At 65.5% G+C, this 14,870-nt stretch carries 10 protein-coding genes; 3 read left to right on the top strand and 7 right to left on the bottom strand.

All coding sequences use genetic code 11. From position 1 onward, the window contains the following. Window positions 1-11: 11 nt before the first annotated feature. Entirely contained in the window at window positions 12-332 is a 321-nt protein-coding gene (locus AB4136_RS23600) for a 2Fe-2S iron-sulfur cluster-binding protein (RefSeq protein WP_024922219.1), read from the bottom strand. Between the two features lie 150 nt (window positions 333-482). Next, the gene (locus AB4136_RS23595; protein ID WP_137900817.1) at window positions 483-851 is read right to left on the bottom strand and encodes an Hpt domain-containing protein; all 369 of its coding nucleotides are present in this window, start codon (window positions 849-851) and stop codon (window positions 483-485) included. A 282-nt stretch (window positions 852-1,133) separates the two neighbouring features. On the opposite strand from AB4136_RS23595, the gene AB4136_RS23590 reads away from it, so the two are divergent. Both AB4136_RS23590 and AB4136_RS23585 read left to right on the top strand, forming a co-directional pair. Beyond that, window positions 1,134-7,874, top strand: a complete 6,741-nt coding sequence (locus AB4136_RS23590; RefSeq protein ID WP_137900737.1) for a kinesin — start codon at window positions 1,134-1,136, stop codon at window positions 7,872-7,874. Window positions 7,875-7,997: 123 nt separating this feature from the next. Continuing rightward, window positions 7,998-8,408, top strand: a complete 411-nt coding sequence (locus AB4136_RS23585) for a GNAT family N-acetyltransferase (RefSeq protein ID WP_024922216.1) — start codon at window positions 7,998-8,000, stop codon at window positions 8,406-8,408. A 34-nt stretch (window positions 8,409-8,442) separates the two neighbouring features. On the opposite strand, the gene AB4136_RS23580 is transcribed toward AB4136_RS23585, so the two are convergent. From AB4136_RS23580 to AB4136_RS23565, 4 genes are all read right to left on the bottom strand, one after another. Beyond that, a complete protein-coding gene (locus AB4136_RS23580; protein WP_024922215.1) occupies window positions 8,443-9,039 on the bottom strand; it encodes an ABC-type transport auxiliary lipoprotein family protein in 597 nt (198 codons plus the stop codon). A 73-nt stretch (window positions 9,040-9,112) separates the two neighbouring features. Next, window positions 9,113-10,486: an MlaD family protein gene (locus AB4136_RS23575; RefSeq protein ID WP_024922214.1), complete on the bottom strand. Its 1,374-nt coding sequence runs from the start codon at window positions 10,484-10,486 to the stop codon at window positions 9,113-9,115. 8 nt (window positions 10,487-10,494) lie between these two features. Beyond that, a complete protein-coding gene (locus AB4136_RS23570; protein WP_171020938.1) occupies window positions 10,495-11,313 on the bottom strand; it encodes an ABC transporter ATP-binding protein in 819 nt (272 codons plus the stop codon). 1 nt (window position 11,314) lies between these two features. Further along, a complete protein-coding gene (locus tag AB4136_RS23565) occupies window positions 11,315-12,499 on the bottom strand; it encodes an ABC transporter permease (RefSeq protein WP_137900739.1) in 1,185 nt (394 codons plus the stop codon). Window positions 12,500-12,577: 78 nt separating this feature from the next. Here AB4136_RS23565 and dgcA point away from each other — a divergent pair, with 78 nt between their 5' ends. Beyond that, entirely contained in the window at window positions 12,578-13,558 is a 981-nt protein-coding gene (dgcA, locus tag AB4136_RS23560; protein WP_137900740.1) for an N-acetyl-D-Glu racemase DgcA, read from the top strand. Here dgcA and AB4136_RS23555 read toward each other — a convergent pair. Then, window positions 13,529-14,743 (bottom strand): MFS transporter, encoded by a 1,215-nt coding sequence (locus tag AB4136_RS23555; RefSeq protein WP_137900741.1) that lies wholly within the window; start codon window positions 14,741-14,743, stop codon window positions 13,529-13,531. The two genes, dgcA and AB4136_RS23555, sit on opposite strands and share 30 nt — an antisense overlap. Window positions 14,744-14,870: the final 127 nt, after the last annotated feature.

Here is a 14,870-nt window from a genome sequence, read left to right as displayed (position 1 = left end):
GGACCGGGGGATCAGCCCTGGCGCTCGGGAACGCGCACGACCAGGCCGTCCAGTTCGTCGCGCACCTTGATCTGGCAGGACAGGCGAGAATTCGGCTGCACCTCGTAGGCGAAGTCGAGCATGTCCTCTTCCATCGCCTCGGGTTCGCCGACCGCGCCGGTCCATGCCTCGTCGACATAGACATGGCAGGTCGCGCAGGCGCAGGCGCCGCCGCATTCGGCTTCGATGCCCGGCACCGAATTGCGGATGGCATTCTCCATGACGGTCGAGCCGTTTTCGGCCTCCACGTCGAAACGGGTGCCGTCATGGGCGATGTAGGTCAATTTTGTCATTCGATCACCTGAGAAGTCACAGCCGAGATAATCACTCGGCGGCACAAGTCAACTGCCGCGCGAAACCGTCCCAAGGTGACGTTTTTTGAAAAGCAGGGCTTCGGCCAGCCCGAACCGATCGGGCATCCACAAACCAGGCCGCTCGCAGCGCTAGCGATTGACGGCTGCAATGAAGTCGCGCACGTCCTGGATCAGCTTTGCCAATCGGCCCGCCAGACGCTCGTCTTCGGGGCGGCGTTCGAATTCGCTGGCCCAGTCGGCGATCGTGAAGGCGCCCACCCCACGCGCCGAACCCTTGAGGCCGTGTGCCAAAAGGAGACGCCTGCTCTTGTCTGCCGCGGGCAGTTCATCACGCACCGAAAGCGCCTGTTGCACGAACAGCGCCAGCACTTCGCGCTCGAGATCGCGGTCGTCCATCGTCTGCCTGGAGAGGTGCTCCAGATCGACCGGACGGCTGCGCGCCGGGCCGGAGGCATCGCCGCCCGGCATCGAAAAGGCCACGCTGTTTACGCTACGCATCGCACTCAAACTCCATTGCAGCAGCCGTTCCGGGCCCTGCACACTAACGAATTCCGATGGATGCGCGGTTAACAAGGCCTTGTGAAAAAAGTTTGGCGGCGCGCGCTCCGGTCACGCTTGCGTTAACCTTATATTTAAAGTTTTACGTATGCCGCCGAATGCATGTTTTCTTTACCCCCCTGTGTCATTACGATACGAGGGTCCATAATCAGGCCTCAGGCGCGGGGCGATAAAAGACGACAACAATAGCTTCCGCAGCAGCTAGTACAGGGTAGCGTAGGCATGGCGAAGAAAACCACCACCACGAAGAATCTCGATTCCGAGGTTGCCAAGGAGCTCGAAAAGGCTCTCGATCTCGACCTTTCCGGAGGGCCGGGAGATCTCGATATCGCCGCCTCGATGGAGGATCTGGAAGCCCAGATTTCGCAGGCCGCCGACGAGCTGGCACGCGCCGGGCGCGCGGAACGGGCTACCCCTCCCGCAGCCGCCAATCCGGCACCCAGGGCCGCCGCGACCGAGCCGAAGCCGGCCGAGCTTCGCCCCATCGAGCCGCGCGGCAACGGCCAGCCCGCTGGTTTTTCGCCCGCCAATGACGATCGCCAGAAAGATTATCGCTCCCTGCTGCACGGCCTGAACCGCCGTGCCTCCAACACCATCTATTGGGTGGTGGCTTTCGTTTCGATCGCCTGGATCGCGGGCGCCGCGGCGCTCGCCAATCTGCTGTTCGGCTCCGATATCTGGAACATCCGCTCGATCGCGCAGATCCTGCAGCGCCCCGAGCTGATGGGTATTGCGGTCGCCGCCATCGTGCCGGTCATCCTGTTCTGGGCCTTCGCGGCGATGATCCGCCGCGCGCAGGACATGCGCATTGCCGCCCAATCGATGACCGAAGTTGCCTTCCGCCTCACCGAGCCGGAGAATATCGCGCAGGACCGCGTGATGATGATCGGCCAGGCGGTGCGCCGCGAGGTTGCCGCGATGGGCGAAGGCATCGAGCGCACGCTGGCGCGTGCCGTCGAGCTCGAAACGCTCGTCCACAGCGAGGTCAGCCAGCTCGAACGCTCCTACTCCGACAATGAAAGCCGTATCCGTTCGCTCGTCGACGGCCTCGGCAGCGAGCGCGAGGCCGTCATCGGCCACGCCGAGCGCGTGCGCGCCTCGATCTCCGGCGCCCATGAGACGCTGCGCGACGAAATCAATTCGGCAAGCGATATCATTCGCGAGAACATCCTTGGCGCCTCGTCCAAGCTGTCTATGACGATCACTTCGTCGGGCGACCAGCTGATCGACCGCATCAACGAAAGCTCGATGTCGATCTTCGATTCCGTCGAGGGCCGTCTGGATACGATCACCGACCGTCTCTCCACGTCCGGCGAAGCCTTCGCCAGCCTGCTCGACACCCGCATCGCCAAGCTGACCGACAGCACCGACGGCCTCACCCGCTCGCTGACCGAACTGCTCGACGACCGCACCCAGGGCATGGTTTCGCTGCTCGGCGGTGCCGCGCGCACGCTGAGCTCGGAATTCGAGGCAAGCCTTACCGGCATCGAACGCACCCTGGCCGAACGCGGTCAGGCACTGATCAGTGAGTTCCAGACCCGCGCCGAGGCGCTCGACACCGGCACGCAGAAGCTCAATGCCGCGCTGGAGGCCCGCGCCCGCCAGATCAACGAAACGCTGGTCGACCGCGCCCGCGACATCGCCAACGCCTTCAACGACGGCAAGGACACGCTGGCCGCCATCATCGACCAGGGCAAGGCGCAGATCGGCGCCGACATGGCCGACATCGTCTCCTCCACCTCGACCATGCTGGAAGCCCGCGCCGGCGACTTCGCCGGCCGCATGGAAGCGGCGCGCCACACCGTGTCGCGTTCCTTCGACGCCGACATTGCCCGCCTGACCGACGCCCGCGCCGGCATCGAGGATGCCGTCGAGAACCACAGCCGCAAGCTGGAGGAAAGCCGCGAGCGCATGGCGCAGGCCATGCAGGCCGACCTGGAGAAGTTCTCCGAGGGTCGCGCCGCCATCGACGACGCGGTCACCTCGCAGGTGCACATGCTGGCCGAGGGCCGCAACCTCATCAGCCGCGCGCTGGAAGAGGACCTGCGCAAGGTCAACGAGTCCCGCGCGGCCATCGACGCCTCGCTCGGCAGCCATCTGGAACGCCTCGAGGAAGGCCGTGCAAGGCTGACGCTCGCCTTGAACGAGGACGCCGACAAACTCGTGCAAGCCCGTACGATCATTGACGAAATGGTCTCCGGCCATGTCGGCAAGCTGGCCGAGGGTCGCGGCATTCTGGCCCGCGCGCTCGAAGCCGACATGAACAAACTGAGCGAAAGCCGTTCGGATATTGATAATTTGGTCGCCGGCCAGGTTGCCAAGATCGCCGAGGGTCGCGCCGTTCTGGCCCGTGCGCTCGAAGCCGACGTCGACAGCATCAAGGCACTGATGGAAAACCATTCGGTGCAGCTCGCCGACGACCGCGACCAGCTCGGCCGCGCCCTCGACGCCGACCTGTCCAGCATCCGCCGCCTCGTCGGCGACCATGCCGGCCAGCTCGCCAATGAGCGCAGCCTGCTGTCGCAGACGCTGGAATCCGACCTTGCCAAGCTGGCCGACAGCCGCGCCTCCATCGACGGTCTCGTCGCCGGCCAGGTCGAAAAGCTGGCCGAGGGCCGCGATATCCTGAAGCGCGCCCTGGAAGCCGACCTCAACACGATCAGCACTGTCATCTCCGATCAGTCGAACAAGCTGACCGGCGACCGCGCCGACTTTGCCCGCGCGCTGGAAGCCGACCTGCAGAGCGTCAGCGCCCTCGTGCGCGGTCACGCCGAGCAGCTGGCGGCCGATCGTTCGCAACTGGCCCGTGCCTTGGAAGACGACCTTGCCAAGCTGGCCGACAGCCGCTCGTCCATCGACGGCCTCGTCGCCGGCCAGGTCGAGAAGCTGTCGGAAGGCCGCGATATCCTCAAGCGCGCCCTCGAAGCCGATCTCAACACGATCAGCGGCGTCATGGCCGACCATTCGCAGAAGCTGGTCGACAACCGGACCCAGTTCTCGCACGCGCTGGACGCCGACCTTATCAACGTCAACAACCTGGTCGCCGGTCACGGCGAACGCCTTGCCGCCGACCGTTCCCTGCTCGCCAGGGCGCTGGAGGACGATCTCAACAAGCTGGCCGAGAGCCGCTCGTCCATCGACGGTCTCGTCGCCGGTCAGGTGGAGAAGCTGGCCGAAGGCCGCGACATCCTCAAGCGCGCTCTCGAAGCCGACCTCGCCAAGATCGGCGATACCCGTTCGGGCATCGACGAGGCGATCGCCGGCCATGTCGGGCGGCTGGCCGAAGGCCGCAGCATGCTGACCCGCGCGCTGGAGGACGACCTCAACAAGTTGGCCGAAAGCCGCTCGTCCATCGACGGCCTTGTCGCCGGTCAGGTCGAGAAGCTTTCGGAAGGCCGCGATATCCTCAAGCGTGCCCTCGAAGCCGATCTCAACACCATCACCGGCGTCATGGCCGACCATTCGCAGCGTCTGGTCGACAACCGCGCCCAATTCTCGCAGGCGCTGGACGCCGACCTGCTCAACGTCAACACCTTGGTTGCCGGCCACAGCGAACGCTTGGTCGCCGACCGTTCCCTGCTCGCCAGGGCGCTGGAAGACGATCTCGCCAAGCTGGCCGAGAGCCGCGCTTCCATCGACGGCCTGGTGGCCGCGCAGGTGGAGAAGCTGTCCGAAGGCCGCGACGTGCTCAAGCGCGCGCTGGAGGCCGACCTCTCCTCCATTGGTGGGGTCATGGCCGGCCAGTCGCAGCAGCTGGTCGAGGCTCGCGCCGAGTTCCAGCAGGCGCTGGACAACGAGCTGCAGCGTGTCAACGCGATCGTCAGCGGCCACAGCGAACGCCTCGCCGCCGACCGCTCGCTGCTCACCCGCGCTTTGGAGGACGATCTTGCCAAGCTGGCCGAAAGCCGCGCCTCCATCGACGGGCTGGTCGCCGGTCAGGTCGAGAAGCTGGCCGAGGGCCGCGACATACTGCGCCGCGCGCTGGATGCCGATCTTGCCAAGATCAATGACAGCCGCGGTGGCATCGATGCCGTCATCGCCGACCATGTCGGCAAGCTGGCCGAAGGCCGCGATCTGTTGACGCGTGCCCTGGAGAGCGATCTTGCCAGCATCGATGGCGCCATGGCGGGCCACGCACAGCGCCTGACCGACAACCGCAACGACTTCGCGCAGGCACTGGAAGGCAATATGCATTCCGTGCATGGCCTGATCGCAGGTCACAGCGACCGGCTGGCCGCCGACCGTTCAGCCCTCACCCAGGCACTGGAGAGCGACCTCGCCAAGCTGGTCGATGCCCGCCGCGACATCGACCGCGCGCTGGCCGGCCACATCGACCAGATCGCGACCTCGTCGTCGAGCATTTCGGATGCCATCGCCGCCGACATCGAGAAGGTCGAGCAGGCGTTCGCCCGCCAGACCGGCGTCATCGAGGAGCGTTCCACCACCATGGAGCGCGCGCTCAACGTTGGTGTCGACAACATCCGCGGCGCGCTGGAAAAGAGCGCGCTGTTCGTTGCCGGCCAGTTGCGCGAGAAGGTGCTGGAAGTCACCAACTCGCTGCATGAGCAAGCAGGCATTGCCTTCACCGACGCCGATCGCAAGATCGCAGAGCGTGCCGAGCAGACCTCGGCCGCGCTGATGGCGCGCGCGGAAGACATTGCTCAGACCTTCGAGACCGCCGACCAGCGGCTGGTGGCGCGTGCCGTCGAGACGGCGCAGACACTTGCCGCCCGCGCCGGCGACATCCTGCGCAACTTCGAGACCGCCGATGAGCGCATGGGCGTCCGCATCGCCGAATCCGCCGATGCGCTGGCGACCCGTGCCTCGGACCTCAGCCGCATCTTCGAAACCCTCGAGGAGCAGCTTACCGCGCGCATCGCGCATGGTTCCGACGCCCTGTCGGCCCGTGCTTCCGAGATCGGCCGCATCTTTGACGACGCCGACAGCCGCATGGTGAGCCGGATCGCCGAGACCTCGTCCTCGATCGGCGGCCACGCCGACCAGATCGTCGGCGCCTTCGCGGAGACGGAACGGCGCGTTGCCGACCGCGCCCGCATGACCGGCGAGGAACTGGCCGGCCATGCCGGCGAGATCGAGCGCGCGCTGAACAGCGCCGACCAGCGGCTGGCCTCAAGTGCCGCCGCCGCGGCCGCTCGCGTCGAAGGCCATATCGCCAGCGCCGAAAGCCGCTTCGCAAACTCGGCCGACGCGATGGGCCAGAAGCTCGACCAGCAGATCACGCAGGCCGAGGGTCAGCTCGCTTCGCGCGCCAACGTCATCGCCGAAACCTTCGCCGCCGTCGGCCAGCATATCGGCCAGAGCACCAACGAAGCGGCCAAGACCATCGGCGCCAACACCCGCGAACTCAACGCCATGCTGGCGAGCCGTTCGGCCGAACTCTCCAAGATCCTGGACGAGACGGCACGCCCGCTGGTCGACAAGTTCTCGCAGGGCGGTGTCGAACTGCAGCGCAGCATGGAGGAGGCAACCGAACGTGCCACCGCCGCACTGCATCGCGAGAACGCGACGCTGGCCGATGCCATTGCCAGCCGCACAGCCGAAACGCTTGCCGCTGTCGACGGCGCCCGCTCGTCGCTGGCCGGCAATGTCGCCGACCTCATCGACCGCATGACGGCCTCGTCCGCCCAGCTCAACAAGCTAATCGCCAAGGCTTCGGAAAACCTCGGCGAAGTCGAGTCCCGCCTCGCAGGCTCGACGCAGAGCTTCGCGGTGACCACGGAGAAGGCAGCGCAAACCTTCGCCTCGTCGGCGCGCCTGGTCGATTCCAACACCACCAGGCTCACTGAACTGTCTTCGTCGACGCTGCGTGAGGTGGCCTCCATCGCCACGCGCTTCGACGAGCACAGCCGGCTGCTTGCCAGTGCCTCGGACCTGCTGGGTTCGGCGCAGAGCAATCTCGAGCACACGCTGGAGCGCCAGTCCTCGCTCGACGATCTCGCCGTCGGCCTGGTCAAGAAGTCGGAAGACCTCGAACGGGTCATGCGCTCATTCGAGACGCTGGTCGGCCAGACCCTGCAGAATGCCGAAGGCAAGACGCTGGAATCGGCCGACAAGATCCGCGTCGCCATCTCGGAAGTGGTCGAAGCCGCCACCAAGCGTTTCGCCGACGCGACCGACGAGATGCGCCGCACCGCTGGCTCCATCAAGAGCGAGCTGGACCTGACCCGCGCCGAGCTGCGCAAGGGCGTCATCGAGATGCCGGAAGAAGCCAAGGAATCGACCACGGCCATCCGCCGCGCCGTTTCCGAGCAGATCAGCGCGCTGAAGGAACTGTCGGAGATCGTGGCCAAGTCCGGCCGCACCGTCGACGTCTCGGAGCCGCGCAACCTGCGGCCGACCCCTGCTCCGCGTCCGGCGGAACCGCCGCTGCGCCGCCCGGCACAGCCTGAACAGCGCGCCCCGCAACCGCCGCTCGCCTCGACCGGCCTGCGTGGCCCGCTGGAGCCCGGCGAAACGGCGCTGCGTCCGCGCGGCGATGCCCGCGCGCCGCAGCAGGGCGGCTGGGTGCGCGACCTGTTGACCGGCGCTTCGGAAGACGATGGCGCCCGACCGGCGCCGGTGCAGCCGCGCGCCACGCCAGTGCAGCGCTCGCCGCTGCATGTCGTGGAATCGCTCAACTCGCTGTCCGTCGACATCGCCCGGGCCATCGACCACGACGCTTCGATCGAACTGTGGAACCGCTACAGGCGCGGCGAGCGCGACGTCTTCACCCGTCGCCTCTACACGCTGAAAGGCCAGCAGACTTTCGACGAGATCCGCCGCAAATATCAGTCGGAGGCCGAGTTCCGCGCCGCTGTCGACCGCTATTGCGACGACTTCGAGAAGTTGCTGAAGGATGTTTCGCGCAACGACCGCGACAACATGATCTCGCAGACCTATCTCACCTCGGACACCGGCAAGGTCTACACCATGCTGGCCCATGCGAGCGGCCGTTTGCGCTAAAGAGGCCTTGGCTGAAAAACCGAGAGGCGGCGGCAACGCCGCCTCTTTTCATTTACGGGCGGCCGGGACGCCGCGAGTGGTCGAGCGCGCCCGCTTCCGACGGAGGGCATTCCAATCGCTGACGTGACCGAAGCCACAACACCGACGCTGGAATGGCGCGGCGCCTTCACCAATGCCGAACTCAACGCATTGCACGCCGAATGCTTCGAGCATCGCCTTCTCGATGACGACTGGTGGGGTCAGGTCAACCGCCACAGCCTGGGTTGGGTGTGCATGCGCCACAATGGGTTGCTCACCGGCTTCGTCAACGTCGCCTGGGATGGCGGTGTCCACGCATTCCTGCTCGACACGATGGTGACTGGCGCATTGCGGCGCCACGGCCTTGCGACAAGGCTGGTCAGGGAAGCGGCACAGCAGACGCGCCAGTCGGCGTGCGAATGGCTGCACGTCGATTTCGACCCACATCTCAAGGATTTTTACTTCAACGCTTGCGGTTTTACGCCGACGGACGCCGGCCTGATCCGACTGCGCTGAACCCGGCGTGGTGTGCCGGGCACCCCGGGGCTGATCAGATAGACGTGTCCGCCCAGCGCACGATCTGCTGCGCGGCCTCGCCGAAGGCACGGTCGAGGGCTGCGACATAAGCCTTGTTGCCGCCGCCGGATACCGGCGCGCTGGCGCTGAAGGCGCGGGATGCGCGCACTTCGCCGTTGCGGTCGTTCAAGATGCGCACGAACAGTTCGACATGCGCCTGTTCGCCCTTTTCGGCGCGCACTTCGAAGGCGCGGATTTCGGTGATGATCTGATAGTCGATCGCCAGCCCCTCGCCCGGCTTGCCGACGCCGGCAAAGCGGCCGGTGCGCTGGAAAGCCTCCGCGAGACGCGCCTGCACGATCACCGGCAGCCGGTCGGCCCATTGCGCGCCCTTGAGATACTGGATCGAGCGATCGCCGGTCTTGATGACAATGTTCTGGCTGTCCAGCGCCTTCAGCGCCGCCGGCTGGGTGATCAGGATCTGGCCACGGCCGCGGCCGGCGGCCGACACTGTCGGCGTCGTCAGGTCAAACGTGTCGAGCGGCGCCGGGCCGCCGCCCGGCAGCGCCGCGCACCCTGTCAGGCCAAGCGCGAGCAGCAACGCGCCCGCATACGCTCCAATCGATCTCACGCGACGTCCCCACTGACCGAATCCGTCCGGTCCCCTTCCGAACGCTGTTTATCGACTTGACCGTGCGACGCCGTCAACGCCGCGTCCGCCCATCATACTGGCGCACCTCGCCATCGCCTCCCGACAGGATGCGCTGTGGATTGCGCTGGATGTCGGAAACGGCCGACTCGATGCGATTGATCGAACGGCGGCTGTCCTGCACGAGCGCTTCGACATTCTGCAGGCCCTGGCCGGAGAAACGCTGCAGATTGTCGGCGATGGTGCCGATATGCTGGTTGAGCGTATCGGCCACCTGCTTGAACGACTTCAGCGTGTCGGTGGCCTGCGCCACCAGCCCCTTGGTGTCGCCGGACCCCAGCATTCCGTCCACCTTGGCCAGGATGCCGTCGACGCGCACGGAGGCGTTGTTGAGGCGCGCGGCGAGCTGTTGGGCGTCCTTGATGGTCTGGTCGATATCGCCGGCCCGCTCGCTGAACTTCTCCGTCACCTTGGCGATGTCGGCGGAGGCCTTGTCGGCATTGGCGCTGGCTTCCTTGATGTTGGCGAGCGCTGCGCGCACATCGGCCGGGTCGACGCTGTCGAGAACCCCATTCACCTTGTCCAGCGTGACCTGCGTCTTCTGGGCGAATGTGTTGACCGAACCGACTGCCTGCTTGACCTCGGCGATGGTGGAATCGAACTGGTCGCTGGTCTGTTTCAGGTTCTGCGTGATGGTGTCGACATTGGCGACGATCTGGCGAACCTTGTCCTTGTCGACGGCGTTGAGCAGGCCCTCGGCTGCCTTCAGCGCGCCGTCCAGCTTGCCAGACACGCCCTGCAGTTCGGTCGACAGCGCGCTGACGGAAGCGAGGAACTTGTCGACGCCGTCGGAGTTCCTGGCCAGCGCATCGGAGAATTTCTGGGCGTTCTGCGCGGTCTGGGTGAGCGGGCCGCGCACGTCCTGCGTGAAGCCTTCGAGCTGCGACAGCACCTTGTCGGCGCGCCCGAAAATGTCCTGCGCGGTCTGCAGGAGATTGGTCACGGCGGAAGGCTTGGCGATGATCACCGCCACGCGCCCGTCCTTCTCGGCCTCGTCCAGCAGCTTGGGTTCCTGCGGATTGGCGCCGGTCAATTCGATATTGGCCTGGCCCGTCAGGCCGGCGAGGCCGATATCGGCCTGCGTCGAACGCGTGATCGGCGTCTTGCGGTCGATCTCGGTGTCGGCAACCGCAATGGTCGGGTTGTCGACGTCGATATAGACGCGGCGGACGTCGCCGACCTTCACGCCGTTGAACAAGACCTGGCTGCCGCGGCCGAGGCCCGAGGCCGAACCCGGAATACGCACACGCAACGTCGTCGTCTCGCCCCGGTCGCCGATCGCCGCGGTCCAGTAGACAAAAGCGAAGGCCGCCAGAATAGCCACCAGCGTGAAAATGCCGACGATGACGTAGTTGGCTCTGGTTTCCATTGCTTCACTTATGGCTGCGCGCGCGTGGCAAGATCAAGCTGCCGCGCCCGTTTTCCGCGGAAATAGGCCTTCACCCAGGGTTCCTCGCTCTTCAACATGTCATCGACAGTGCCTTCCACCAGCACCCGCTTCTTGCCGAGCACGGCGATTCGGTCGCAAGCGGTGAACAGCGAATCAAGGTCGTGCGTGACCATGTAGACGGTGAGGCCCATCGTGTCGCGCAGCTTCACCACCAGCTCATCGAACTCGGCCGCGCTGATCGGATCGAGACCGGAGGTCGGCTCGTCGAGGAAGACGATGTCCGGATCGAGCGCAAGCGCGCGGGCGAGCGCGGCGCGCTTGATCATGCCGCCCGAAAGCTCGGAGGGGTATTTGCGCGCAGCTTCCGGCGGCAGCCCCACCAGCTCCACCTTGAGCATAGCCAGTTCGTCCATCAGCTTGCCGGGCAGGTCGAGATATTCGCGCATCGGCACCTGCACGTTTTCCATTACAGTCAGCGCCGAAAACAGCGCGCCCTGCTGGAACAGCACGCCAAGCCGCATGTCGATGCGCAGCCGCTCCGCATCGGTTGCCTCGGAGACATCGGTACCGAACAGCTTGATGGTGCCGCCCTGTTTCGGCACCAGTCCGAGAACCGCGCGCAAAAGCACCGACTTGCCGGCGCCCGAGGCGCCGACGAAGCCGAGGATCTCGCCGCGATGGATATCCAGAGACAGCCCGTCGAGGACGACCTGATCGCCGAACGCCACCTTGATGTCGCGCGCCGACAGCACGATCTCGTTACGGTCTTCGGCGGCTGGCGGGGCCTGTTCCTGGACGCTCTGCATCTCAGAAACTGATCGACGCGTAGAAGATGGCGAAAAGGCCATCGAGAATGATGACCACGAAGATGGATTTCACCACCGACTGGGTCACGTGCAGGCCAAGCGATTCGGCGCTGCCGCCGACCTTCAAGCCTTCCACCGAGGCAATCGTACCGATGATCATGGCCATGAACGGCGCCTTGATCAGGCCGGCGAAGATGGTCGACAGATCAATGGCAACCCGCAACCGCTCGATGAAGGCGGCCGGCGGAATGCCTGAATAGAGCCAGGCAGCGGCGATGCCGCCGCCGAGTGCGGCGAAATTGGCCAGGATGGTCAGGCAAGGCAGTCCGATCACCAGTGCCACCAGGCGCGGGAACACCAGCACGCCGATGGGATTGAGGCCGATCACCTTGAGCGCGTCCACTTCCTCGCGCATCTTCATCGAACCGATCTCGGCGGTGATCGCGCTGCCCGAGCGGCCGGCGATCATGATCGCCGTCATCAGCACGCCAAGCTCGCGCAGCACCAGAACGCCGACCAGATCGACGACGAAGATGTCGGCGCCAAAGTAGCGCAACTGGTAAGCGCCCTGCTGGGCGACGATGGCGCCGACGATGGTGGACATCAACAGCACCACCGGAACGGCACCGACGCCCATGCGGTCGAGCTGGTTGAAGATCGCCGCCGGGTTGACGGCGTGGCCGCGTCCAAGCTTCATCTGCGCGCCGCGAATGGTAGCGCCCAGAATGTTCATGCCGGCAAGGAAATCGTCGCGCATCTCATAGACACGCATGCCGATCAGCTCGAGCGCGCGGATGATGATGTTGGGGCGTGGCATCGCCTGCGCTTCGCCCGCCCGCCGAACCGCCTCGCCCACCGCGTTGAGCAAGGTGGCGGCGGTTTCGCTCTGGCCCTGCAGCCTGATCTCGACACCGCGCGCTTCGTTGGTGTTGACCAGCCGCTGGATCAGCCAGGCGCCGGCGGTATCCATGCGCCCGATCTTGGAAAGATCGAGCGCCAGCGTCTTGAAGCCGTTGCGCTTTTCGACCTTGCGCATTTCGGCGTCGACCTCGCCGACCCGCCGCGTCGTCCAGTTGCCGGAAAAGACGCAGGCCAGCACGCCGTCGCGCTCGGCAACGGCGATCTGCGGCTGGCTTTCATCGGCGCCGGCCTTGTCGCTTGCGTCGCGTTTGCGGATCGTCAACATGCGCTCCTGTTTAGCTCGACGGGACAGGCCTGTCGATTTGTCGGCGGCATTACGCCAGCATTACCGGAGCAGAAAAACATGGCGCGTGTCATTTCGGTCGAAGCCGAACGTTTTCCGATAGCCGGCGTCTTCACCATCGCCCGCGGCTCCAAGACCGAGGCGGAAGTCATAACCTGCACGATCGGCGACGGCAGCCATGCGGGACGCGGCGAATGCGTCCCCTACAAACGCTATGGCGAGACGATGGACAGCGTGCTGGCGCAGATCGAGGCGATGCGGGCAGCACTTGAGGCCGGCATGGGTCGCGCGGAATTGCAGGCGGCGATGCCGGCGGGCGCGGCGCGCAACGCGATCGACTGCGCGCTCTGGGACCTCGAAGCCAAAACCGCAACAACCTCGGTCGCAGCCCTGCTGGGCATCGCGCCCGGGCCACTGGAAACCGCCTATACGCTGTCGCTGGCCGAACCGGAGGCAATGGCTGCCCAGGCGCGCGCCAATGCGGGACGGCCGCTGCTCAAGGTCAAGCTCGGCGGCGAGAACGATGCCGCGCGTATCCGCGCCGTCCGCGATGCGGCACCGAACAACCGGCTTATTCTCGACGCCAATGAGGGCTGGACCGACGACAACGTCGCCGAAAACATCGCGGCCGCCGCAGCACTTGGCGTGACACTGATCGAACAGCCCTTGCCGGCCGGCCGCGACGGCAAGCTGCGCCACATTGCAAGGCCGGTCCCGATCTGCGCCGACGAAAGCGTGCACGCTACCAACGACATCGAGACGCTGGTCGGTCTCTACGATGCCGTCAACATCAAGCTGGACAAGGCCGGCGGGCTGACCGAAGCGCTGCTGCTGCGCGACAAGGCCCGCCAATGTGGCCTGTCCATCATGGTTGGCTGCATGGTCGGCACGTCGCTTGCCATGGCACCGGCCGTGCTTTTGGCGCAGGGCGCCGACTATGTCGACCTCGATGGCCCCTTGCTACTTGCCCGCGACCGCGACCCCGGCCTGCATTACCAGGGATCGCTGGTTTCACCGCCTCAAGCGGCGCTGTGGGGCTGAACGCGCGGCGAGCACGATCAAGGCAAGGCCGAGCAACGCCACCGGCACCATGGCGAAGAAACCCTCGACGCCGAAACGCTGATAGAGCGGCCCCGAAGCCAGCGTGACGGCGGCCATGGAAAACCCGTTGGCGAAGAAGGCGATGCCTTGCGCCGCGCCCGTCCGCTCCTCCGACACCGTTTCGCCGATCATCTTCTGCAGGCTGATCAGCACCAGTGCCGTCGAAATCGCATGCAGCGCCTGGATGCCGAAGAAGCCGGTCACGCCAAGGCCGAGCGGCCAGATCAGCGGAAAGGCGATCCAGCGCACGACCGCACCGACGGCGGCGAAGACCATGACGCGCACGACCGGCACGCGGCTGAACAGCCGGTTGAAGGCCATGAACATGCCAACTTCGCAGACCACGCCGAAGGCCCACAGGAAGCCGACGACGGAATCGCTGATGCCCAGCGATTTCCAATAGATGGACGAGAATCCGTAGAGAAAGCCGTGGCTGCCGACGATGACGCCGGCGCCGGCGGCGAAGTAGAGGAAATAGGGGTTGCGCAGGCTGGGCACCGCCTGCTGCAGGTCGGTCGCAGACAGCGGCGACGCCCGTCTTGGCCGACCGAGCCGCGGCGCCATCAAGCCGATCGCCACGATGGCGCAGAACGACACGAACAGCATGATCGGCACCGCGCCCGCCCCGGTCGAGGTCAGGATGAAGCCGCCGACAAGATTGGCGCAGAGATAGGAGATCGAGCCCCAGATGCGCATGCGCGGATAATTGGCGCCGAAGCGACGCACACCCGACAGCGCCAGCGAATCGGCGATCGGCGAATGCGGTGTCCAGACGACCGCCAGCACCAGCGAGACAACCAGCACGCTGGCATAGCTGGGCGACAGGAAATAACCGGCCGAGACCACCACCGACGCCATCGCCAGTGCCAGGTAGACATTGACGCGGTCGTTCGCCTTGTCGGCCAGCGATGTAAACAGCGGCGTCGTCGCCACACGCAGGAACATCGGCGCCGAAAGGATGACAGCGATCTTTTCCGGGCTGAAACCGTGTTCTTCCAGCCAGAGCGGGAAATAGGGCAGATAGATGCCGCTCGGAACCAGCACGGTGAAGAAGATCAGCGCCATGCGCAATTCATAACGGCGCGGCTTGATCAGCTGTTCGGGAGAAAGCGGTGGCAGGGACATGAAAGGCAATCGGAAAATGCCGCCGGCAAAATGGCCGATCAGGCGTGCCCCTGCTCTATCACGCCGCTCAAAACCAAGAAACCGTTTGGCCTAATCGATTAACGTCAAATTTCGAGCGCCCGCCAAT

This window comes from Mesorhizobium sp. 2RAF21 (genome assembly GCF_052115345.1).
GTDB lineage: Bacteria > Pseudomonadota > Alphaproteobacteria > Rhizobiales > Rhizobiaceae > Mesorhizobium > Mesorhizobium terrae.
The sequence above is the reverse complement of the archived record's forward strand: the minus strand, read 5'-3'. Positions and strand labels throughout refer to the sequence as shown.